Raw genomic sequence first — 21208 nt, forward strand, 5'->3', positions numbered from 1 at the left:
CAACTGTAAGCTAATCTAGTGCGATATTACCAATGGGTACACTGCCCTTTTACATATTCAAAAAATAAGGTTAGTACAATTATGTTTGAAAAACGCGAATCCTATACAAAAGAAGACCTGCTTGCTTCAGGTCGTGGCGAATTGTTTGGCGCAGGCGGACCTCCATTACCGGCACCAAATATGTTAATGATGGATCGCATTGTAAAAATGACCGAAACCGGCGGGCAGTATGACAAAGGTTATGTAGAAGCAGAATTAGATATCAATCCTGACCTGTGGTTCTTTGGTTGTCACTTTATTGGCGATCCTGTTATGCCTGGTTGTTTAGGTCTGGATGCAATGTGGCAACTAGTCGGCTTCTATTTAGGCTGGTTAGGTGGTGAAGGCAAAGGCCGTGCGCTTGGTGTTGGTGAGGTCAAGCTTACCGGTCAGGTATTACCAACCGCTAAAAAAGTCACCTACCGTTTGCATTTAAAGCGTATTGTTAATCGCCGTCTAATTATGGGATTAGCCGATGGTGAAGTATTAGTTGATGGCCGTGTAATCTACACAGCGACCGACCTGAAAGTAGGTCTGTTCAAAGATACCAGTGCATTTTAACCATCAGCACTTATTGATTTAAGGTGGTTTTCACCATCCTGATAAAGGTGTATTTCATCGCAATGGAATACGCCTTTATTGTTTTAGACATTTGTAGATTGTGATTTAAACGTTACTTAATCGAAATGAATCAACACGATTATGATAAAAGATCGAGTAATTAATCATTTCACAATGGTGGCAGCAAATAGAGCTCTCCCAGACTTCCCCTTTATAAGGCGCTTTTGATAATAGTTTTTGCTTACAATATGGGCAGTGATAGACCAAAGAATGTTCATTTTCATTAATTGGGTCCACACTCAATGAGTTGTTGCCTCGCATTATTTATCCTTATTTATATTCTGTTTTTCCTTAGGCAACACTTAAGACGACACAATCTCAAAAAACTTAAATTTCAAATATTCGATTTATCGCTAAAAAACACATAAATCGGCAATGCGCGTTGGTACCAAGGTTAGCTAAACTATTAACTACAGAACAATTCCTCTCAGGTATCTGTAGACTTGCCCCCACACTAATCGCCATAATGGTCCCATTATTCAGTTGTCACGGAGTCATGATGAATCAGGAAAAACTCTATATTGAGAAAGAACTGAGCTGGTTATCGTTTAATGAACGGGTATTACAGGAAGCTGCTGATAAAAGTAACCCATTGATTGAGCGGATCCGTTTTTTAGGCATCTACTCCAGTAACCTCGATGAGTTTTATAAGGTTCGTTTTGCCGATGTAAAACGGCGTATTTTGATTAAGGAAGAACAAGGCTCAGCGTCCAGTTCCAGGCAGGTGTTAAAAAAGATTCAGGCTAAAGTATTAAAAACCGATCTGGAATTTGACAACCTGTACAACGAACTCCTGTTGGAAATGGCTCGTAATCAGGTGTTTTTAATCAATGAGCGTCAACTATCTGAAAATCAGCAAATCTGGTTACGCCATTACTTCAAGAATCATCTTAGACAACACATTACCCCTATTCTGCTCAATAACGACATTAGCCTGCTTGAGTTTTTAAAAGACGACTACACCTATCTGGCCGTTGAAATCGTGATTAATGCAGATAAAAAGGAGTATGCCCTGTTAGAAATTCCATCTAATAAGGTATCTCGTTTTATTACGTTGCCACCTGAGCCGCCTCGTCGGCGCAAACCAATGATCTTACTGGATAACATTATCCGTTTTTGTCTTGATGATATTTTTAAGGGTTTTTTCGATTATCAGTCTCTTGATGCCTACTCGATGAAAATGACTCGGGATGCCGAATATGACCTGGTAAATGAAATGGAATCCAGCTGGCTTGAACTGATGTCTTCCAGCCTGAAACAGCGCCTTACAGCAGAACCAGTTCGATTTGTTTATCAACGTGATATGCCAAATGATATGGTGGAAATTCTGCGCAAAAAGCTGGGAATATCATCTTATGACTCGGTGATCCCCGGTGGCCGCTATCATAACTTCAAAGACTTTATCAGTTTTCCAAATGTAGGTAAGGCCAATCTGGTTAATAAACCATTACCCCGTTTAAGGCATATTTGGTTCAACAACTTCCGTAATGGTTTTGATGCTATTAAAGAGCGCGATGTACTGCTTTACTATCCTTACCACACTTTCGAACACGTTCTTGAGCTGGTGCGTCAGGCATCATTTGACCCTAACGTATTAGCCATCAAAATTAATATTTATCGGGTCGCCAAAGACTCTCGCATAATCGAGTCAATGATTAATGCCGCCCATAATGGTAAAAAAGTGACTGTGGTTGTAGAACTGCAGGCGCGTTTTGATGAAGAAGCTAATATTCACTGGGCTAAACGCTTAACTGAAGCGGGTGTACACGTTATTTTCTCAGCCCCAGGCCTGAAAATTCATGCCAAACTTTTCCTTATTTCCCGTATAGAAGACGGTCAGATTGTTCGCTATGCCCATATTGGCACCGGTAATTTTAATGAGAAAACCGCCCGCCTTTATACTGACTTCTCTCTGCTCACTGCAGATTCACGTATTACTAATGAAGTCCGCCGGGTATTTAACTTTATTGAAAACCCTTATCGCCCCGTGAGTTTTGAGCATTTACTGGTTTCACCACAAAACTCTCGCTTAATGCTAAATAAGCTGATCGACAGAGAAATCTCTTTTGCTCAGGCCGGATTGGATGCTGGCATCACCTTAAAAATTAACAATCTGGTAGATAAAGAACTGATTGACAGACTTTATGCGGCTTCTGGTGCCGGTGTGAAGATTCGTCTTATCGTACGAGGAATGTGCTCACTGGTGCCAAATCTTCCCGGTATTAGCGAGAATATTCAGGTTACCAGTATTGTTGATCGATTCCTTGAACATGCTCGCGTTTATATATTTGAGAATCAGGGGGATAACCAGGTATTTATCTCCTCAGCTGACTGGATGACCCGTAATATTGATTACCGCATTGAAGTTGGCGTTGCCATTCTTGATCCGGTTCTTAAACAACGGGTTCTGGACATTATTGATATTCAACTATCCGATACGGTAAAAGCCCGCATTATTGATAAAGAATTAAGTAATCAATATGTTCCTCGTGGAAACCGCAGAAAAGTTCGTTCACAAATTGCCATTTATGACTATCTGAAAGCATTAGAACAGCCGACCAACGTAGAGTCGACAGATATAGCAGAGAAATAATAATGCACTTAAACGATTCAATAACAACAAAACCACAAGAAATCGCAGCTATTGATTTAGGGTCCAACAGCTTTCATATGGTTATCGCCCGTGTTGTTAATGGGGCATTGCAAATTTTAGGTCGATTAAAACAGCGAGTTCATCTGGCTGATGGTTTGGATAAAGATAACTATCTCAGTGAAGAAGCGATGTTACGTGGGCTCAATTGCCTGAGCCTGTTTGCGGAACGCCTTCAGGGTTTTTCTCCAGACAGTGTACGCATCGTTGGTACCCATACTTTACGATTGGCGGTCAACGGTCAGGATTTTCTGCAGCGCGCCAGTGAGATATTACCCTACCCAATCGAAATTATTTCCGGACAGGAAGAAGCTCGTCTTATTTATATGGGTGTAGCCCATACTCAACCGGAAAAAGGCCGTAAGCTAGTTATTGATATTGGTGGCGGCTCTACTGAGTTAGTAATTGGTGAAGACTTTTCTCCGCTGATTGCTGAAAGCCGACGTATGGGCTGTGTTAGCTTCGCTAAACAGTTTTTTCCCAATAATGAGATAACCAAACAGAATTTTCAGCGCGCACAGTTGGCCGCGGAACAAAAGCTGGAAAATCTGGCCTGGCAATACCGTATTCAGGGCTGGCAATACGCCTTAGGTGCATCAGGAACAATTAAAGCAGTACACAATGTACTTATTGAAGAGATGGGTGAAAGAGACGGCATCATTACGCCTGAACGTCTGACCCAAGTGGTTAATGCCACCCTTAAATTCAGATCCTTTGAAGCTATCGATTTAGATGGCCTGTCTCCTGACCGCCAAAGCGTTTTTGTTCCCGGACTGGCTATTTTATGTGGCGTATTTAATGCGCTGGCAATTAAGGAACTCAGGTTATCAGATGGTGCTCTACGCGAAGGAGTGCTGTATGAAATGGAAAGTCGTTTCCGCCATCAGGATATTCGTAGTAGAACAGCCATCAGTTTAGCTGAACATTATAATATCGATCGGGAACAGGCTAATCGGGTATTAACCACTACCCAATCTTTTTATGCTCAATGGCTTGCTCAAAATGCCTCACAGGCCAATCCACAGTTAGAAGCACTCCTTGGCTGGGCTGCAATGCTACATGAAGTGGGATTAAGCATTAACCACAGTAATATGCAGCGCCACTCCGCCTATATTCTCCAAAACACTAACCTGCCAGGTTTTAACCAGGAACACCAGCTTCTGTTGGCCTCTCTGGTTCGCTTTCATCGTAAAGGAATAAAGTTGGATGAACTTCCCAGCTTTAATTTAGTTAAAAAGCGCCAGTTTATTCCGTTGATTCAAATTCTCCGTCTGGCTATCCTGCTAAATAATCAGCGTCAGGCAACCACAGAGCCTGAATATTGCCGACTTTATAGCGATGATTACCATATAACTCTGATTTTCCCACCTCAGTATTTAGATATAAATAGTCTGGTACTTGCCGATCTGGAGCGAGAGCAGGAATATTGGGAAGATGTGGCCGGTTGGAAGTTATTACTAAAAAATGATGATGAACAAGTGGCATAACAAAGATTAAATAGAAAAAACGCCGGTATATAACCGGCGTTTTAATTTAATAAGGTTCAATAAATTAGAACTTGTAACCAACACCAAACATAAATGCCCATGGGTCAAGGCGGGTACTGACGCTATGACGAGTACGGTTACCTGCGGCATCCGTTGAGGTGAAGTTTACATCAGTATCAATGTTCATCCACCATACAGAAGTATTCACTACCCAGTTTTTATCAACGTTGTAGTCAACACCTGCTTGCAACGCCACACCCCAGGAATCATCAACGCTTAAGTTACTTAAGCCTGCACCTTTACCGGTGTTGTTGAAGTCTTCACTGAAGAATGTGGTGTAGTTGATACCTGCACCCAAATAAGGACGCCATGTGCTCTCTTTAGTACCGAAATAATACTGAGCCATCAACGATGGTGGTAAGTGTTTAACGGTTGCAATTGTGCCTGTCGCTTTTAAGCCAACATCATGATTGAACGGTGTAGCACCTAATAATTCAATACCGATATTATCAGTAATCATGTAACCGAAAGTTAATCCGAGCTGCGTGTCATTATTTACGTTGAATGAGCCCAGACCTAATACGTTATCAGAACCTTCATTCGGTCTTACTGTAATTGAACCAGCACGGAATAAAAAATCACCGGCCTGATGAGCAAAAGCAAATGAAGGCGCTAATGTTGCAGCAATTAAACAAACCAGAGGGAGTTTTTTCATTATCCATGTTCCTTTTAGGGTTAATGTGTGTGAAATATACCTCCTTGGTAGTAAAATTGATCCAATGCAGATCACAGTTCCTGACAAAAATTGACAAAAGAGTGAACTTAACAAGTTAATTGTTTTCTATCAGGTTTCTATATTTGATTGAGATCAATATTCAATGATATACAACTCATTTAACAACGCTTATATATTCATCAAAATAAAAATCTGAAGACTTTACCTTTCCTGATATCACAATTTGGCGACACCTCTACCTCGGAGATAAAATCTGTAAGCGACCAACAGGATGGCATCTTAATTTTTTGCCGATAAAAATCGGCATAGATAATAAAGTTCAAGAGTATGGGCTAACAGGTTACAATCGCTATAACAGTGCATATTATCTTTAGACAGGAGACTCCATGCCCATCACGGCCAATTCCCTCTTCCGTGACAGCGTAAATTTTATACGTAACCAATTATCCAGCTTTATTATGCTGGCATTACTGGCGTCATTTATCTCTTATGTTTTGCTTCAAACCATGATGCCGGATACTACCGTACTTCATCAGATGATCACGGGGTCTGTTGGGTCGTCCGCTATGACGCGTGGAGAAGTTGAACAGGCTATTAAGGGAATGCCCTATGAGCAGCAATTAGCCATTGTTGAAGCTGCTGTTCCACTGTTTGGTGCCGTTGCTCTGAGCTTTTTGCTCAGTCAAACCATCCTTATTGCAGGCGTAATCAATCTGGTTATTCAGGTCTCACAAGGGCAGCCATCCAGTGCTTTACGAGCCATTGGTTCCTCCGTAACATCATTACCGATGCTCGTGGTTTTACTCGTTATCTCGTCAATAATGATTACTTTTGGGTTATCTCTATATCTGTTACCCGGCCTGTTTTTTGCTTTTGTGTTGGTGTTATCCCCGATTATCATGTTGGAATCCCGCAAGGGTTTGATTTATGCCATCAGCACCAGTTGGGGAATGGCATTTTCCAATCTGAGAATTGTCCTTCCTATTTTGTTATTCACACTGTCGACTAAATTTATCTTACTGGTGATTTCCATTAATTTATCCGCGGTATCACCAATGGTAGTCGCACTATTACTGAGTGCAGTGAGTAATCTGGTAACTGCATTCCTGTTTGTCTACCTGTTCCGTTTGTATATGCAGGTTAAACCCGCATAGCATCCAATAAAAAAGCCGGTAATAAACACCGGCTTTTTACACATATGAACGTTAATCTTTATGATGACTCTTCTGAAGTATGCGCAGTTTCTTTACTCTGAATGAATTTAAGCGCCAGATAGAGATCGGGAACCAGCATGATCTCCTCTTCCTTCATGGCTGGTCGGTTATCCTTAAACCAACGAGTAAGTTCTGTTCTGCGCCCTGCCAATACCAGTTTAATCTGGCGTAACTTAAGGTCTCTCTTCAGTTCATCAATAGATGCCAGCACACTGATATCCGCATAAGTAAAGCTGGCCACCGCATCAATCACCACCCAACGAGGCTGAAATGGCGTACTGTCCACCAGATTTAAGATACGGCGTTTAAAATAGGCGACGTTAAAATAGGTCAACGGGGAGTTAAACCGGTACATCATGACCCCGGGAACCGCTTTAACCGTTGTGGTATTACCCAATGAGTGGATCATTCCATCTTCGTTAACACCAAGTAGTTGCTCTGTTGGCCGGAATACCGTGCGTAAAAACTGCAATAACCCCAACAGTACGGCTAATCCGATGCCTTGAATAACACCTATCAATAGCACACAAACAAACGTAAATATCGCCAGACTAAATGCCTGTCGATTACGTCGTCTGAGGTTCCAGATACCGCGTAAATCCATTAGCGACCAGGCAGCATAAACAAGCACCACACCAAGGGCTGAAACCGGAATAAACTGTAATGGCTTAGTCAGAAGTAAAACTACCAGCGCAATAACTAACGCTGCAATAATAGATACCAGTTGGCTCTTTCCACCATTTGCATCATTAACAGCGGTACGGGAGTCAGCTCCGCTGATGGCAAAACCCTGAGAAACAGCCGACATAATGTTCGCTATTCCTAACGCTCTGAATTCTGCATCAGCATCAATATCGTAGCCATTTTTAGCCGCAAAACTGCGTGCTGTTAGCATCAAACTAACAAAGCTAATTAGCGCCAGGTTAAGTGCCGGAATAACCAGTTCCCGCATCAATCCTGGTTGAAAATGATTCCAGTTAACTATCGGTAGACCAGAATCAAATCCGGCCCCTCCAATAGTTTCTACACCATATTGTTGAATATCCATTCCCCACACCAATGCGGTTGCCACAACGATAGCGATCAAAGGCGCTGGCCACTGGCTGCGAAACTTTTTAATTCCGATTAACAGCAACAACGTTAATGCTGAAATACCTAAAGTTGGTAAATGGCTATCCATTATCTGGAATGGGATGGCAATAATTTTTTCTATCAGTTGATTAGCATTGATGTGAATACCGAGGATTTTAGCAACCTGCCCCACCATAATGGTGACAGCGACACCATTTAATAACCCGGTCAGGATTGGTTGCGAAAGTAAATCTGCCAGCGCTCCCAGCCTGAATTTACTGGCCAGAATGCACCATCCCCCCATAATCAGGGTCATAATGATGGTTAATTGCCACTGCATCTCGCTGTTACCCGCTGCTAATGGGGTAACTACTGCTGCAATAACCGCACAGGTTGTCGCGTCCGGTCCAACGATTAACTGACGAGAAGAACCAAAGAAGGCATAAGCAATCATGGGTAAAATACAAGAGTAGAGACCAACAATAGCACCCACATTTGCCAGTTCTGCATAGGCAATAGCTACCGGCAGTGCAACCGCTGCTACCGATAGCCCGGCACGAATATCCGCCGTTAGCCAGCTTTTATCGTAAGCCAATAAATTCTGTAATCCGGGCATCCATTTTAAAAATACTCTTGAAAACATATTTATCCTCTACCACCGCTTACCCTGTCAGACGTTCTGTGGAAACTGCCGCAATAATCATACAACATAATGCCTTAGCCGGCGGGGAATAACATTGTACTTTGTTACTTATTCTTCCTGTTTAATACAACTCTATATACCAATTGGTTGTTTTTGCCACTTTTACCCTGAGATTAAAAAGACTAGGATAGCTTGTCCAAAGCTTATCAATAATAACGGGAGTATAAATGGCTAAGATTAGTTTTGTAGGTTTAGGTGTAATGGGCTACCCGATGGCGCGTCACTTAATAAAGGCCGGACATGACGTTACAGTTTATAACCGTACCACCGCAAAAGCAGAACAATGGGTAAAAGAGTACGGTGGTAAACTGGCATTAACGCCTCGTGAAGCCGCTATTGACGCCGATATGATCATGAGCTGCGTTGGAAATGATGATGATGTTCGCTCTGTCTATTATGGTGAGAATGGTATTTTCGCTGGCGTCAAAAAAGGTGTAATTCTCATCGATCACACAACCGCATCTGCCGACTTAGCGCGTGAGCTATATCAGGCGGCAAAAGAACTTGGATTTGATTTTCTCGACGCCCCAGTATCTGGTGGACAAGCCGGTGCAGAAAATGCAGCACTGACCGTTATGTGCGGCGGTGATGAAGCTATTTTCAACGCTGCTGAAGACGTTCTGAAGATTTATGGTAAAGCCGTAACTTTAGTTGGTGAAAGCGGCTGTGGTCAGCTATGTAAAATGGCTAACCAGCTCTGTATTGCTGGAGTATTAGCAGGCGTATCTGAAGCCGTACGTTTTGCACAAAAAGCAGGATTAGATGTCAAAACAGTACGTGACGTAGTAAAAATGGGATCGGGTAGTTCATGGCAGTTGGAAAACCGGGCCGAGACGATGGGGGAAAACAAATTTGATTTTGGTTTTGCCATCGATTGGATCCGCAAAGATCTTGGTTTTTGCTTTGACGAAGCTGAACGTAATGGCGCTAAACTTCCCTTTGCGAAACAGATTGATGAAGCCTATGCTCAATTACAGCAACGTGGGCTGGGTCGTTGTGATACCTCTGCCCTGATCCGTTTTTTGGATGATAAATAGTTATTTGTTACTTTAGCGGTAGTGTAAACCTACCGCTAAATCCGGTATAGTCGGCAGCTCGCTGACCAATGGAAAGAACTATGAAGCAGTTTCTTGATTTTCTGCCCCTAATTGTATTTTTCACATTTTATAAACTCTACGATATTTTTATCGCTTCCGGTGCATTGATTGTCGCAACCGCTCTGGCTGTCATCTATAGCCTGATAAAATACCGTAAAGTAGAAAAAATGATGATCGTGACCTTTGTCATGGTGGTCATTTTTGGCACCTTAACCATTATTTTCCACTCACCTGACTTTATTAAATGGAAGGTGACGGCTATCTATGCCCTGTTTGCATTAGGATTAATTTTTAGTCAGTTCGTACTGAAAAAACTCTTAATCAAAAGTATGCTTGGTAAAGAGATCACCTTACCTGAACAGGTATGGTCACGGCTAAATATTGCCTGGGCATTGTTCTTCCTGGCATGTGGTCTTATTAATATTTATGTCGCATTTTGGCTATCCATGGATGTCTGGATGAACTTTAAAGTATTCGGACTGACCGGACTAACGCTAGTGTTTACGCTACTTAGCGGCATTTATATCTACCGACATATTCCTGATGAACAGAAAAATCCGACCGCCAGCGACAAGCAAGATTAGGTTTTCTGTCAGCGAATCATGATATAACCATAATTAGATTTTTATCGCTCCCATTGCGTGTGGCACCGGGAGTGATAAAAATAATATCAGCAATTGAATTGAGGCTTAACGGATAAGCCATTATCTTTCACTTATAACAAACACTATCAGAAACACATTATGAGCAAACAAGATCGTACTCCTCGTGGAGAGCTGGTTCTCCGGACTCTGGCAATGCCCGCAGATACTAACGCTAATGGTGATATCTTCGGTGGTTGGATCATGTCACAGATGGATATTGGTGGCGCAATTCTGGCTAAAGAACTTGCCCGTGGTCGTGTAGTAACGGTTGCCGTCGATGCTATTACTTTTTTAAAACCTGTCACCGTTGGTGATGTGGTTTGTTGCTACGCACACTGTATGCGTACCGGACGTAGTTCTATCACGGTAAATATGGAAGTTTGGGTTAAAAAAGTTTCTTCCGAACCAATTGGACAACGCTATTGCGTTACTGAAGCGATCTTTACCTATGTAGCGGTTAACGACCTGGGAACTTCCCGCTCTCTGCCTGATAACAAAAGAAACCTCTCTTTCGATTAATTCTATTCAGTCTGAGTTAATTCATTCCAAAATAAAGCAGGTCGCAATAGCGACCTGTTTTATTGATTAATCATGCTGATAGCGATTAGCGAATTTGCGCCCCACCGTCAATTTTGAAGATAATCGTCAGCTTTTTATCTTTAACCACAACCGGTGTATAGCGCCATTTCTTCAACGCAACTTTTACATCCCGTTCAAACATTCTTGGCGGCGTTGATGACAAAATTCGTACGTTCTCAATTCGTCCATCTTCATCAATATCAAACATAATCTCAACCTGCCCTTCTATACGGCGATCAAACGCCTGTTTAGGATAAGCGGGTTCAACTTGTCTTAATATCTTCGAACCTGTTGCTGGTGCTGCACCACTAACAGAAGATGCCGGGCCACTGGCAACCTTGCTGGTATTGGCAGTAGTAATTGGCGCTGTCGCTGGCTTCTCTACAGGTGCCTGTACGGTACGCTCTTTTACAGGCTCTCTTTTCGGTTTAGGCTCTTTCTTCGGTTGTTTTTTAGGTTTCTCTACCGGTTTTGGCTTAGGTTTTTCTACTTCAACAGGTTTAGGTTTCTCCACCGGCGGTGGTTCAGGAATAGGTTCGGGCTCAGGGATTGGTTCAGGTTTAACTTCTTCTGGCTCGGGTTCAGGTGCAGCCGTTGGTTGTTGCGCAGGGCTATTTTGCTCTGCTACTTCCGCTGGTGTAGCAAACATAGCCGGGTTAACCATCACAACATTCATGGGAGCCGAATCATCTGGTGCGGGAATTTCAATCTGATCTTTTATCGAGGCGAAGACCAACCCACCGATAAGCGATGCATGAAGACAGACTGAAAAGGTAAGCGGCCAGGAAAAACGACGCGCCAGAAAGAATTTTTTCAAAAGGAACCACTTCACTATTCTGGAATGGGGGAATTCTAAATGAAAATGGTAATGAGATTCAATATCAATTTAACATATCGGTGTTTCAGTGTAGCAATTAGTCAGCAGATAGTCTGCACATTTTCATTTATCACTCTGGTTATAATATCTATAGTTTACAGTAATAAATCATGTAATATCGTCTCTCTTATCGCCCAACAATTATGACAATAACATTGAGGAATAATACCGTGTTATATCTGATTTATGCTGAAGATGTACCTGGCTCTTTAGAACAGCGTCTTGCCGCCCGCCCTGCTCATCTGGCTCGTTTACAGTCGTTAAAAGACGAAGATCGTTTAATCGTTGCCGGTCCAAATCCTATTGCGGATAGTGAAGATCCGGGAACAACCGGTTTCTCTGGTTCTGTTATTATCGCTGAATTTGCTACTCTGGAAGAAGCTAAAGCGTGGGCAGATAAAGACCCTTATGTTGATGCAGGGGTCTATCAGAAGGTAACGGTAAAACCATTTAAGCGCGTATTTTAATATTGCTGGGGGTTCTCTCAATACAATATCAGGGAACCCCAACCAACCAGTTAACGATCGATGTTATTACCATTCATGGATATTTGCATAGAGTAAAGAGCGTTGCTGACGCCCCAATTGCTTCTCTGTTCTGATGTGGTGTATCCGGCTGTTTCTGCGAGATTGTCCTTCCAGCCAGCGATGGCGTCGGCGTTGTGCCTGCCGCAACATGCGCCAGCGTCCAACTTCAGTTCTGGATCTGTGCATAATGACAAATGTATCTTTAAACAACGATAAGGTGTGTTAATTGTAACGCAGGCAATTTTTTCTTTTGGATGAATAAATCAAAAAATAAGTAACAAAATCTATAATACACTTTAAAGAAGTGTTTTACCTTTCCGCGACTCTGCGTAAACTCAACTCTTTATTTTTGAAGCAAACAGGATAACAAATTTCCGATGACCACTTTCTATACTGTATTGAGCTGGTTACTGGTATTAGGTTACTGGTTACTGATAGCGGGTGTTACGCTCCGGGTATTGATGAAGCGACGTTCTGTCCCGTCAGCCATGGCCTGGTTGTTAGTTATCTATATTCTTCCGTTAGTCGGTATTGTGGCCTACCTCCTGTTCGGTGAACTTCACCTTGGTAAACGACGGGCAGAACGCGCTAAAGAAATGTGGCCGTCTACGGCTACCTGGTTAGGAGAATTAAAAAACTGCCAGAATATTTTTGCTACTCAGATTAGCCCGGTATCAGAACCATTGTTCCAACTCTGTGCCCATCGTCACGGTGTTCCCGCTGTCAGAGGCAATCAGCTTGAACTGTTAACCACCAGTGAAGGCACAATGAAGTCGCTGATCCGCGATATTGAATTAGCAGAACACAGTATTGAGATGGTGTTTTACATCTGGCAAAGCGGTGGTCAGGTAGATAATGTTGCCGAAGCACTCATGGCTGCGGCTCGTCGGGGAGTACATTGTCGGGTGATGCTCGACTCCGCCGGAAGTATGCATTTTTTCCGCACCCCTTACCCAGAGCTAATGAGAAATGCGGGTATTGAGCTGGTTGAAGCCCTGAAAGTTAATGTGTTACGGGTATTTCTGCGCCGTATGGATTTACGCCAACACCGTAAAATCGTCATTATTGATAATAATATTGCCTATACCGGCAGTATGAATATGGTTGATCCTCGCTTCTTTAAACAAGGATCTGGCGTTGGCCAATGGATTGACCTCATGGCGAGAATTCAGGGCCCTGCCGCAACCATGCTGGGATTAATCTATGCCTGCGACTGGGAGATAGAAACGGGTAAGCGTCAGCTTCCTCAGGCACCTGACCCTACCATGTTGCCGTTTGAAGAAGAAGATGGCCATACGGTACAAGTTATCGCCTCCGGCCCGGGTTTTCCTGAAGAGATGATTCATCAGGCTCTGCTTACTTCGGTTTATTCCGCCAGAAAGCGTTTAATTATGACAACGCCTTATCTGGTTCCCAGTGATGATTTACTGCATGCCATTTGCACTGCCGCTCTGAGAGGCGTTGACGTTAATATTATTGTTCCAAAGAAAAATGACTCCTTAATGGTGGGCTGGGCCAGTCGCTCATTCTTCTCTGAACTCCTTGAGGCCGGTGTCAAAATACACCAATTTGACGGCGGATTACTTCACACTAAAAGTGTTTTGGTTGACGACCAGCTTAGTCTGGTAGGAACCGTAAATTTGGATATTCGTAGCCTGTGGTTGAATTTTGAAGTAACAGTCACTGTCGATGACCGGGCATTTGCTGAAGATCTGGCTTGTGTACAGGAAGACTATATCGCTCGTTCAACACTGTTGAATCCGGAAGAGTGGGCAACTCGCCCTATGTGGAATCGGATAATCGAACGTTTATTTTATTTCTTCAGTCCATTACTATAGCCACAACATTTAAATATTCTCTTTGATGAGCGTCCCGATGGATATAGCAGATTTTGATTTAGATAACCGGTTGGATGAAGACGAAACGCTGGATCAGGCCTACGATATTTTTTTAGAACTGGCCTCTGACAATCTTGACCCGGCAGATGTCATTCTATTTAACCTGCAGTTTGAAGATCGCGGAGCCGCTGAGCTACACGATCCTTCGGATGAGTGGCTTGAACATGTAGACTTTGATTTAAATCCTGATTTCTTCGCCGAAGTAATAATCGGCCTGACGAATGAAGAAGATGAAGTCGATGATATTTTTGCCCGAATCCTTATCAGCCGTGAGAAAAACCATAAGTTCTGTCACATTCTCTGGAAAGAGTAGTCTGATTAATTTTGAGTATTTAGGCCTTTATAATAAAAATCCCCGCCTGATTTGCGGGGATTTTTATTATTTATCTTACTAACGTCAAATCTAAGCCAGCAATCCCGGGAAAGACACTTTTATTCCCGTAATAATGAACTCAATTCCCAACGACATCAGCAATAGCCCCATAATACGCGTTACAACGTTAATTCCTGTTTGTCCTAACAAACGAACTAACAGCGGCGCAGCACGGAACAATAGCCAACAGCAAAATGAAAAGAAAGCAATCGCAATAAAGAAACCCAGATAATCCATCCAGGTGTTATATCGGGTACTCCAGACAATTGTAGAACTGATAGCTCCCGGCCCTGCCATTAACGGAAGTGCCAATGGTACTACGCCAACATTGTCACGAATTGCGGTTTCAGTTTTTTCCTGCTTATTCTGCTTATCTTCCCCCAGCTTACCGCTGATCATCGACATTGCGATAGTCACAATAAGAATACCGCCCGCAATACGGAAAGAGTCGATTGAAATCCCAAACAGACGCAATATCGCATCACCTAAAAACAGCGAACACCACAATATAATGGCAACAGATAAGTTCGCCGTCAGATTGGTTTTATCTCTGGCAGCTGGCGACTGATAATTCGTCATACTGATAAAAACCGGAAGAATACCCACCGGATTAACTAATGCAAACATACCAACAAGGAACTTAATGTATCCTGATAAATCCAACATGGCATGGCCCATTGTGGACTCCCTATGTAATAGACCGCAGCTCGAATTGAAACGGTGCTTAATGTAATAGAGTTATCTTTTAGGGTCTAGCGTTAAAAACCGGATACAACACCCAATTTTAGAAAAAATGCAGCGATATAACCCTAATATAGCAAATTAATATTATATAAATGTAATGCCTGACCTCTGGATGGATAATTTTGTAACAAACTGGCTTGCTGAAAGGTGTCAGCATGCTATTTATGTGATATAAATCACAATATCAATCACTATGAATAGGTAAGCTGTGTTACAACAAATAAATATATAGGCACGCACAACACATATATTATTTACCTGTAAAATTAAATTTAGTTATAACAATAATTTAGCTTAGATTTTTTCAGTAAGTAAATCGTATTGAGATAACAGAGCTTCCACTATACTTAATACTTGCATCGCGACTTACTCACTAAAAAAATTTATCAATCTTAGGAGAGTCACAATGACCGTAAGTAACGCCACTGAACTTAACGCACTTGTTGCACGAGTGAAAAAAGCTCAACGTGAGTATGCTAATTATACTCAGGAACAAGTCGATAAGATATTCAGAGCCGCCGCTTTAGCGGCAGCAAATGCCCGTATTCCTCTGGCTAAAATGGCAGTTGAAGAATCTGGCATGGGTATTGTGGAAGATAAAGTGATTAAAAACCACTTCGCTTCTGAATACATTTACAACAAATATAAAGATGAAAAAACCTGCGGTATTCTGGAAGAGGATGAAACTTTCGGTACTATTACCATCGCAGAACCAACGGGTATTATCTGTGGTATCGTTCCAACCACTAACCCTACTTCTACGGCTATTTTTAAAGCACTTATTAGCCTGAAAACCCGTAACGGAATTATCTTCTCTCCACATCCTCGCGCTAAAAATGCGACCAATGAAGCTGCCAATATCGTTTTACAAGCCGCAATTGAAGCCGGTGCTCCAAAAGATATTATTGGCTGGATTGACGTACCTAGCGTTGAGTTATCAAACCAATTAATGCATCATCCGGATATCAACCTGATTCTGGCTACCGGTGGTCCGGGTATGGTTAAGGCCGCTTATAGCTCAGGTAAACCTGCTATTGGTGTAGGTGCAGGTAACTCCCCTGTCGTAATCGATGAAACCGCTGATATTAAACGTGCGGTTGCATCTATCCTGATGTCTAAAACTTTTGATAACGGCGTAATCTGTGCGTCAGAACAGTCTGTTATCGTAGTTGATAAGATCTATGACACTGTACGTGAACGCTTTGCCTCTCATGGCGGCTACATGCTAAAAGGCCAGGAGCTAAAAGCAGTACAGGGAATCATTTTAAAAAATGGCGCTATCAACGCCGCTATCGTTGGTCAACCCGCTGTAAAAATTGCAGAAATGGCTGGCGTAACGGTTCCGGCCACAACCAAAGTATTAATTGGTGAAGTGACTCAAGTTGATGAGTCAGAGCCTTTTGCTCATGAAAAACTTTCTCCAATGCTGGCAATGTATCGGGCGAAAAATTTTGAAGATGCAGTAGAAAAAGCCGAGAAATTGGTTGCTATGGGCGGTATTGGTCATACATCAGGTCTGTATACCGATCAGGATAATCAGGGCGAACGTATTGCCTACTTCGGCGATAAGATGAAAACAGCGCGTATTCTGATTAATACGCCAACCTCCCAAGGCGGTATTGGTGACCTGTATAACTTTAAGCTGGCACCTTCACTGACATTAGGCTGTGGTTCATGGGGCGGCAACTCAATTTCTGAGAACGTAGGACCAAAACATCTTATCAATAAGAAGACTGTGGCTAAGCGAGCAGAAAATATGTTATGGCATAAACTTCCTAAATCAATCTACTTCCGTCGTGGTTCATTACCCATTGCTTTAGAAGAAGTTGCGACCGATGGTGCCAAACGTGCCTTTATCGTTACTGACCGTTTCTTATTCAACAACGGTTATGCAGACCAAATTACTAATGTCCTGAAACAATATGGCGTTGAAACCGAAGTATTCTTCGAAGTAGAAGCCGACCCTACACTGAGCATCGTGCGTAAAGGGGCAGAACAAATGCACTCCTTTAAGCCTGATGTCATCATCGCATTAGGCGGTGGCTCCCCAATGGACGCAGCTAAAATCATGTGGGTGATGTATGAACATCCTGAAACCCACTTTGAAGAATTAGCATTAAGATTTATGGATATTCGTAAGCGTATCTATAAGTTCCCGAAAATGGGTGTGAAAGCCAAGATGATCGCTGTCACCACTACTTCAGGTACCGGTTCAGAAGTAACACCGTTTGCTGTAGTAACTGATGATGCTACCGGTATGAAATATCCATTAGCCGATTATGCATTAACACCAGACATGGCGATTGTGGATGCCAACCTGGTCATGAATATGCCTAAATCACTTTGTGCTTTTGGCGGTTTGGATGCAGTAACCCACGCATTAGAAGCATATGTATCAGTTCTGGCTAACGAATATACTGATGGTCAGGCTCTACAGGCGCTGAAACTGCTGAAAGAGTATCTGCCGGTTAGCTATAAAGAAGGCGCTAAGAATCCGGTTGCTCGTGAGCGTGTTCATAATGCGGCGACTATTGCAGGCATTGCCTTCGCAAACGCCTTCCTGGGTGTATGCCACTCAATGGCGCATAAATTAGGTTCAGAATTCCATCTTCCACATGGTTTGGCTAATGCGTTGTTAATTTGTAACGTTATTCGCTATAACGCAAATGACAACCCAACCAAACAAACTGCATTTAGCCAATATGACCGTCCGCAATCTCGCCGTCAGTATGCAGAAATTGCCGACCACTTAGGTTTATCTGCTCCTGGCGATCGTACTGCTGCCAAGATTGAGAAACTGCTAAACTGGTTAGATGAAATTAAGAAAGAACTGGATATTCCGGCATCGATTCGTGAAGCTGGTGTTCCTGAAGCGGATTTCCTGGCGAAAATTGATAAGTTATCTGAAGATGCATTTGACGATCAATGTACTGGTGCTAACCCACGTTACCCATTAATTTCCGAGCTGAAAACCATTCTGCTGGATACTTACTATGGGCGTAGCTACGTTGAAGAACAACAGCAACCTGTTGTTGAAGCAAAAGTTAAAGCACCTGCTAAAAAAGCTAAAAAGTAACTTCTGATTTTATCCTTTCAAAGCCGCCTTAACTGGCGGCTTTTTTATATCCAACCTTTTATGTAATCTATGTGAATAAAACCGCGTATAGCTCGTTTAGGGGCGCAGAATTAGTCCTTAAAGGTGTCTACACCACAGCCCGGGTGAGGTTAAATACATTCTGATATCCAGGCACTCAATCAGAAGCACGCCCATCGAGCCTGCTGTGTGCTGTGGCCTGGTAACTTGAATCGGCATCCATAGCTTGAGCACTATAGATAATATTGAAAAAGTGCTCATGCATTATTTAATGGTTAGCGAATATGTATCGTATGCTCTGGCTATCATAATTCTAATTAATACATATAAATCCATTAAAATATTCTATCCCGCCGTAAGATAGATTCATCCGATATTATATTGATAGATAATGAACACACTTTTATCAGGGATATCGCCAAACTTCCTTCCAGAGGTAATCTGACGAACGCTCAAACATTCTTATAATTAGCCTTAATTAACTACCATATTCATATGAATTTATTATAATTATCTTTAATTCTAAACAGATAACCACCCATATTAAAGTGTTACATGAAACGCTTGTAGGCTGTGTAAAGACTATTTGTCAGCTAATTATTTTTTGAAATTATAACGATTTGCTTGAGTATCTTTTGTTTTCAGACCATAAAAATCACTCATCGTTATAAATATATTTGATATAAAACCTACCTCATATCGTCATGCTATAAACCGCACCATTCCTGGATATAGAGCATGACAATAATAATGTATATAGTTACACCGAATAAAATAGACGTCAAAAAGTATTGTTGGTAATTGTTACCTCTCTATTTACAACGCGTTATTGATAGAGTTTGTCGGGTTAAGAGTAAGAAAAGCTAACGTATGAGAACAGTAATAAGTGTCATATAACAAATTACCTCTATTTAGTAAGACAAATAAACCTATGCTCTGGCTTTTAATGAGATACGCTACGAATTTTTTATAACCACACAAAATGTGTTTTCCTTCCTATTAACCAGCAGTTATTGACAATATTTGACTATCGTTTATAAATAAATTAGCTTTATTTATGTAATACCCTATTGCAGAATTTAATTTAGCGCTTTATTATTAACCAAAATTTCAATCCATAATTAATTTGAGAACGATACAATGAGCGAAGCATTAAAAGTCCTTAACAACATCCGTACTTTGCGTGCTCAAGCCAGAGAGTGCTCTCTTGAGACTTTAGAAGAAATGTTAGAGAAAATGGAAGTAGTGGTCAAAGAGCGCCGTGAAGAAGATCAGGCAAACCAAGCTGAAATTCAAGAACGTACTCGTAAATTACAACAATATCGTGAAATGTTAATTGCTGACGGTATTGATCCAAATGAATTACTTCAGTCTCTTTCTGCAACTAAAGTCACGGGTAAATCTAAGCGTGCTGCACGTCCTGCTAAATATCAGTTTACTGATGAGAATGGCGAATTAAAAACCTGGACTGGCCAGGGTCGTACACCAGCTGTTATCAAGAAAGCTATTGAAGAACAAGGTAAATCACTGGATGATTTCCTGATGTAAGTTTAGCTTTTCCCCCTGAATAAAGCCTCCAAAAATGGAGGCTTTATTTTTTTGTGCTATTTTAATAATTATTATTCAGATAAGGTTTCTCGTTCACTGCAGACATATACCTATTCATCTTCAGATTATGTCATGGCTATTAACTAATAGTTACAATAGAAATAATACAATTTAAATATACCTTTTCTAACAATTTACCTACCAGCTTATTTAAATTATTTAAGATAATTAACCAAATAAAAAAGAGGAACTGAGTCCTCTTTTTAAAACATAATACCGACTAATAATTCACAGTTATTGGTAAAATTCCCGATACCAATCAACAAACTTCTGTACTCCGTCAATTACAGACGTATGGGGTTTAAAGCCAATAACATTATACAATGCCGAAGTATCCGCACTGGTTTCCATTACATCCCCAGGTTGCATTGGTAACAGGTTCTTTTGAGCTGTTTTTCCCAACGCTTTCTCAATGGCTTCAATATACTCCATCAAACGTACAGGGCTGCTATTACCTATATTATAAACAACATAAGGTGCAGAGCTGGTGGCCGGAGTACCCGTTTCAACAGTCCATGACGAATTAGCCGTTGGAATAATGTTTTGTAAGCGAATTATTGATTCGACAATATCGTCAATATAAGTAAAGTCTCTACGCATATCCCCATGGTTATATACGTCAATGCTACGCCCTTCTACTATAGCTTTAGTAAATTTAAATAAAGCCATATCTGGTCGTCCCCATGGACCATATACGGTAAAAAAACGTAATCCGGTTGTAGGTAGATTAAACAGATGGGAATAAGTATGAGACATTAGCTCATTCGCTTTCTTTGTTGCGGCATACAGCGAAATTGGATGGTCTACACTATCATCTGTTGAAAATGGTAACTTACGGTTTAGACCATAGACAGAGCTGGAAGAAGCATAAAGTAAATGCTCAATATTATGGTGGCGACACCCTTCCAGAATATTTAAATGCCCGGTCAGATTTGCGTCTGCATACGCATGAGGATTCTCTAATGAATAACGCACACCAGCCTGAGCAGCTAAATGTATAACCCGTTGGAAATTTTGCTCAGCAAAAAGTCTGGCAATATTATCCCGATCCGCCAGATCCAATTTTAAGAATTTAAACTTAGGATGGCTTTCAATTAGTTTTAGCCGTGCCAGCTTCAAATTAACATCATAATAATCATTAAGATTATCGATACCTATGACATCATGGCCCAATGCTAATAGTCTTTGACTAACATGAAAACCAATAAATCCAGCGGCTCCTGTAACAAGAAATTTCATCATCGAC

Annotated in this window: 18 protein-coding genes; 12 read left to right on the forward strand and 6 right to left on the reverse strand. The window is 41.7% G+C overall.

The genetic code is table 11. The features are described 5' to 3' along the window. Window positions 1–81: 81 nt before the first annotated feature. From fabA to ppx, 3 genes are all read left to right on the forward strand, one after another. The gene (gene fabA / locus GOL65_RS05030) at window positions 82–600 is read left to right on the forward strand and encodes a bifunctional 3-hydroxydecanoyl-ACP dehydratase/trans-2-decenoyl-ACP isomerase (RefSeq protein WP_130591050.1); all 519 of its coding nucleotides are present in this window, start codon (window positions 82–84) and stop codon (window positions 598–600) included. Between the two features lie 559 nt (window positions 601–1159). After that, a complete protein-coding gene (ppk1, locus tag GOL65_RS05035; RefSeq protein WP_140921148.1) occupies window positions 1160–3253 on the forward strand; it encodes a polyphosphate kinase 1 in 2094 nt (697 codons plus the stop codon). A gap of 2 nt (window positions 3254–3255) precedes the next feature. Beyond that, complete coding sequence (gene ppx / locus GOL65_RS05040) at window positions 3256–4797, forward strand: exopolyphosphatase (RefSeq protein WP_140921147.1); 1542 nt, start codon at window positions 3256–3258, stop codon at window positions 4795–4797. 64 nt (window positions 4798–4861) lie between these two features. Here ppx and ompW read toward each other — a convergent pair whose 3' ends face one another. Beyond that, on the reverse strand, window positions 4862–5512 hold the full coding sequence (ompW, locus tag GOL65_RS05045) for an outer membrane protein OmpW (RefSeq protein WP_130591048.1): 651 nt from the start codon (window positions 5510–5512) through the stop codon (window positions 4862–4864). A 407-nt stretch (window positions 5513–5919) separates the two neighbouring features. On the opposite strand from ompW, the gene GOL65_RS05050 reads away from it, so the two are divergent. After that, window positions 5920–6687 carry a YciC family protein gene (locus GOL65_RS05050; protein ID WP_140921146.1) on the forward strand — a complete coding sequence of 256 codons (768 nt, stop codon included), beginning with the start codon at window positions 5920–5922 and terminating at the stop codon, window positions 6685–6687. Between the two features lie 58 nt (window positions 6688–6745). On the opposite strand, the gene GOL65_RS05055 is transcribed toward GOL65_RS05050, so the two are convergent. Beyond that, on the reverse strand, window positions 6746–8461 hold the full coding sequence (locus GOL65_RS05055) for a SulP family inorganic anion transporter (RefSeq protein WP_140921145.1): 1716 nt from the start codon (window positions 8459–8461) through the stop codon (window positions 6746–6748). Between the two features lie 227 nt (window positions 8462–8688). Here GOL65_RS05055 and GOL65_RS05060 point away from each other — a divergent pair, with 227 nt between their 5' ends. From GOL65_RS05060 to yciA, 3 genes are all read left to right on the forward strand, one after another. Beyond that, on the forward strand, window positions 8689–9558 hold the full coding sequence (locus GOL65_RS05060) for an NAD(P)-dependent oxidoreductase (protein WP_140921144.1): 870 nt from the start codon (window positions 8689–8691) through the stop codon (window positions 9556–9558). A gap of 80 nt (window positions 9559–9638) precedes the next feature. Further along, window positions 9639–10202, forward strand: coding sequence for a septation protein A (locus GOL65_RS05065; protein ID WP_140921143.1), 564 nt, complete (start codon window positions 9639–9641; stop codon window positions 10200–10202). A gap of 159 nt (window positions 10203–10361) precedes the next feature. Continuing rightward, window positions 10362–10781 (forward strand): acyl-CoA thioester hydrolase YciA, encoded by a 420-nt coding sequence (gene yciA / locus GOL65_RS05070; RefSeq protein WP_140921142.1) that lies wholly within the window; start codon window positions 10362–10364, stop codon window positions 10779–10781. A gap of 85 nt (window positions 10782–10866) precedes the next feature. On the opposite strand, the gene GOL65_RS05075 is transcribed toward yciA, so the two are convergent. Then, window positions 10867–11658 (reverse strand): TonB family protein, encoded by a 792-nt coding sequence (locus GOL65_RS05075; protein ID WP_140921141.1) that lies wholly within the window; start codon window positions 11656–11658, stop codon window positions 10867–10869. A 230-nt stretch (window positions 11659–11888) separates the two neighbouring features. On the opposite strand from GOL65_RS05075, the gene GOL65_RS05080 reads away from it, so the two are divergent. Further along, entirely contained in the window at window positions 11889–12185 is a 297-nt protein-coding gene (locus GOL65_RS05080; protein ID WP_140921140.1) for a YciI family protein, read from the forward strand. Between the two features lie 66 nt (window positions 12186–12251). Here GOL65_RS05080 and GOL65_RS05085 read toward each other — a convergent pair whose 3' ends face one another. Beyond that, window positions 12252–12431 (reverse strand): YciY family protein, encoded by a 180-nt coding sequence (locus GOL65_RS05085; protein WP_140921139.1) that lies wholly within the window; start codon window positions 12429–12431, stop codon window positions 12252–12254. Between the two features lie 191 nt (window positions 12432–12622). On the opposite strand from GOL65_RS05085, the gene cls reads away from it, so the two are divergent. After that, window positions 12623–14083, forward strand: a complete 1461-nt coding sequence (cls, locus tag GOL65_RS05090) for a cardiolipin synthase (RefSeq protein ID WP_140921138.1) — start codon at window positions 12623–12625, stop codon at window positions 14081–14083. Window positions 14084–14120: 37 nt separating this feature from the next. Continuing rightward, window positions 14121–14456 carry an HI1450 family dsDNA-mimic protein gene (locus tag GOL65_RS05095; protein WP_108899207.1) on the forward strand — a complete coding sequence of 112 codons (336 nt, stop codon included), beginning with the start codon at window positions 14121–14123 and terminating at the stop codon, window positions 14454–14456. 90 nt (window positions 14457–14546) lie between these two features. Here GOL65_RS05095 and GOL65_RS05100 read toward each other — a convergent pair whose 3' ends face one another. Continuing rightward, window positions 14547–15194, reverse strand: coding sequence for a YchE family NAAT transporter (locus GOL65_RS05100; protein ID WP_140921137.1), 648 nt, complete (start codon window positions 15192–15194; stop codon window positions 14547–14549). A gap of 472 nt (window positions 15195–15666) precedes the next feature. On the opposite strand from GOL65_RS05100, the gene adhE reads away from it, so the two are divergent. Together adhE and hns are read left to right on the forward strand one after the other, a co-directional pair. After that, a complete protein-coding gene (gene adhE, locus GOL65_RS05105) occupies window positions 15667–18336 on the forward strand; it encodes a bifunctional acetaldehyde-CoA/alcohol dehydrogenase (RefSeq protein ID WP_140921136.1) in 2670 nt (889 codons plus the stop codon). Between the two features lie 1158 nt (window positions 18337–19494). Beyond that, window positions 19495–19902 (forward strand): histone-like nucleoid-structuring protein H-NS, encoded by a 408-nt coding sequence (hns, locus tag GOL65_RS05110; RefSeq protein WP_130591035.1) that lies wholly within the window; start codon window positions 19495–19497, stop codon window positions 19900–19902. Between the two features lie 294 nt (window positions 19903–20196). On the opposite strand, the gene GOL65_RS05115 is transcribed toward hns, so the two are convergent. After that, entirely contained in the window at window positions 20197–21201 is a 1005-nt protein-coding gene (locus GOL65_RS05115) for an NAD-dependent epimerase (RefSeq protein ID WP_140921182.1), read from the reverse strand. Between the last annotated feature and the right edge of the window lie 7 nt (window positions 21202–21208).

Origin of the sequence: Limnobaculum xujianqingii, assembly GCF_013394855.1 — a bacterium.
In the GTDB taxonomy this organism is placed as follows: Bacteria; Pseudomonadota; Gammaproteobacteria; order Enterobacterales; family Enterobacteriaceae; genus Limnobaculum; species Limnobaculum xujianqingii.

Coding starts and splice junctions, on each gene's coding strand:
- GOL65_RS05095 (WP_108899207.1), top strand. CDS start 14,121: ATGGATATAGCAGATTTTGATTTAGATAACCGGTTGGATGAAGACGAA.
- yciA (WP_140921142.1), top strand. CDS start 10,362: ATGAGCAAACAAGATCGTACTCCTCGTGGAGAGCTGGTTCTCCGGACT.
- ppx (WP_140921147.1), top strand. CDS start 3,256: ATGCACTTAAACGATTCAATAACAACAAAACCACAAGAAATCGCAGCT.
- hns (WP_130591035.1), top strand. CDS start 19,495: ATGAGCGAAGCATTAAAAGTCCTTAACAACATCCGTACTTTGCGTGCT.
- GOL65_RS05055 (WP_140921145.1), bottom strand. CDS start 8,461: ATGTTTTCAAGAGTATTTTTAAAATGGATGCCCGGATTACAGAATTTA.
- cls (WP_140921138.1), top strand. CDS start 12,623: ATGACCACTTTCTATACTGTATTGAGCTGGTTACTGGTATTAGGTTAC.
- GOL65_RS05115 (WP_140921182.1), bottom strand. CDS start 21,201: ATGAAATTTCTTGTTACAGGAGCCGCTGGATTTATTGGTTTTCATGTT.
- adhE (WP_140921136.1), top strand. CDS start 15,667: ATGACCGTAAGTAACGCCACTGAACTTAACGCACTTGTTGCACGAGTG.
- GOL65_RS05100 (WP_140921137.1), bottom strand. CDS start 15,194: ATGGGCCATGCCATGTTGGATTTATCAGGATACATTAAGTTCCTTGTT.
- ompW (WP_130591048.1), bottom strand. CDS start 5,512: ATGAAAAAACTCCCTCTGGTTTGTTTAATTGCTGCAACATTAGCGCCT.
- GOL65_RS05060 (WP_140921144.1), top strand. CDS start 8,689: ATGGCTAAGATTAGTTTTGTAGGTTTAGGTGTAATGGGCTACCCGATG.
- GOL65_RS05050 (WP_140921146.1), top strand. CDS start 5,920: ATGCCCATCACGGCCAATTCCCTCTTCCGTGACAGCGTAAATTTTATA.
- GOL65_RS05085 (WP_140921139.1), bottom strand. CDS start 12,431: ATGCACAGATCCAGAACTGAAGTTGGACGCTGGCGCATGTTGCGGCAG.
- fabA (WP_130591050.1), top strand. CDS start 82: ATGTTTGAAAAACGCGAATCCTATACAAAAGAAGACCTGCTTGCTTCA.
- GOL65_RS05065 (WP_140921143.1), top strand. CDS start 9,639: ATGAAGCAGTTTCTTGATTTTCTGCCCCTAATTGTATTTTTCACATTT.
- ppk1 (WP_140921148.1), top strand. CDS start 1,160: ATGAATCAGGAAAAACTCTATATTGAGAAAGAACTGAGCTGGTTATCG.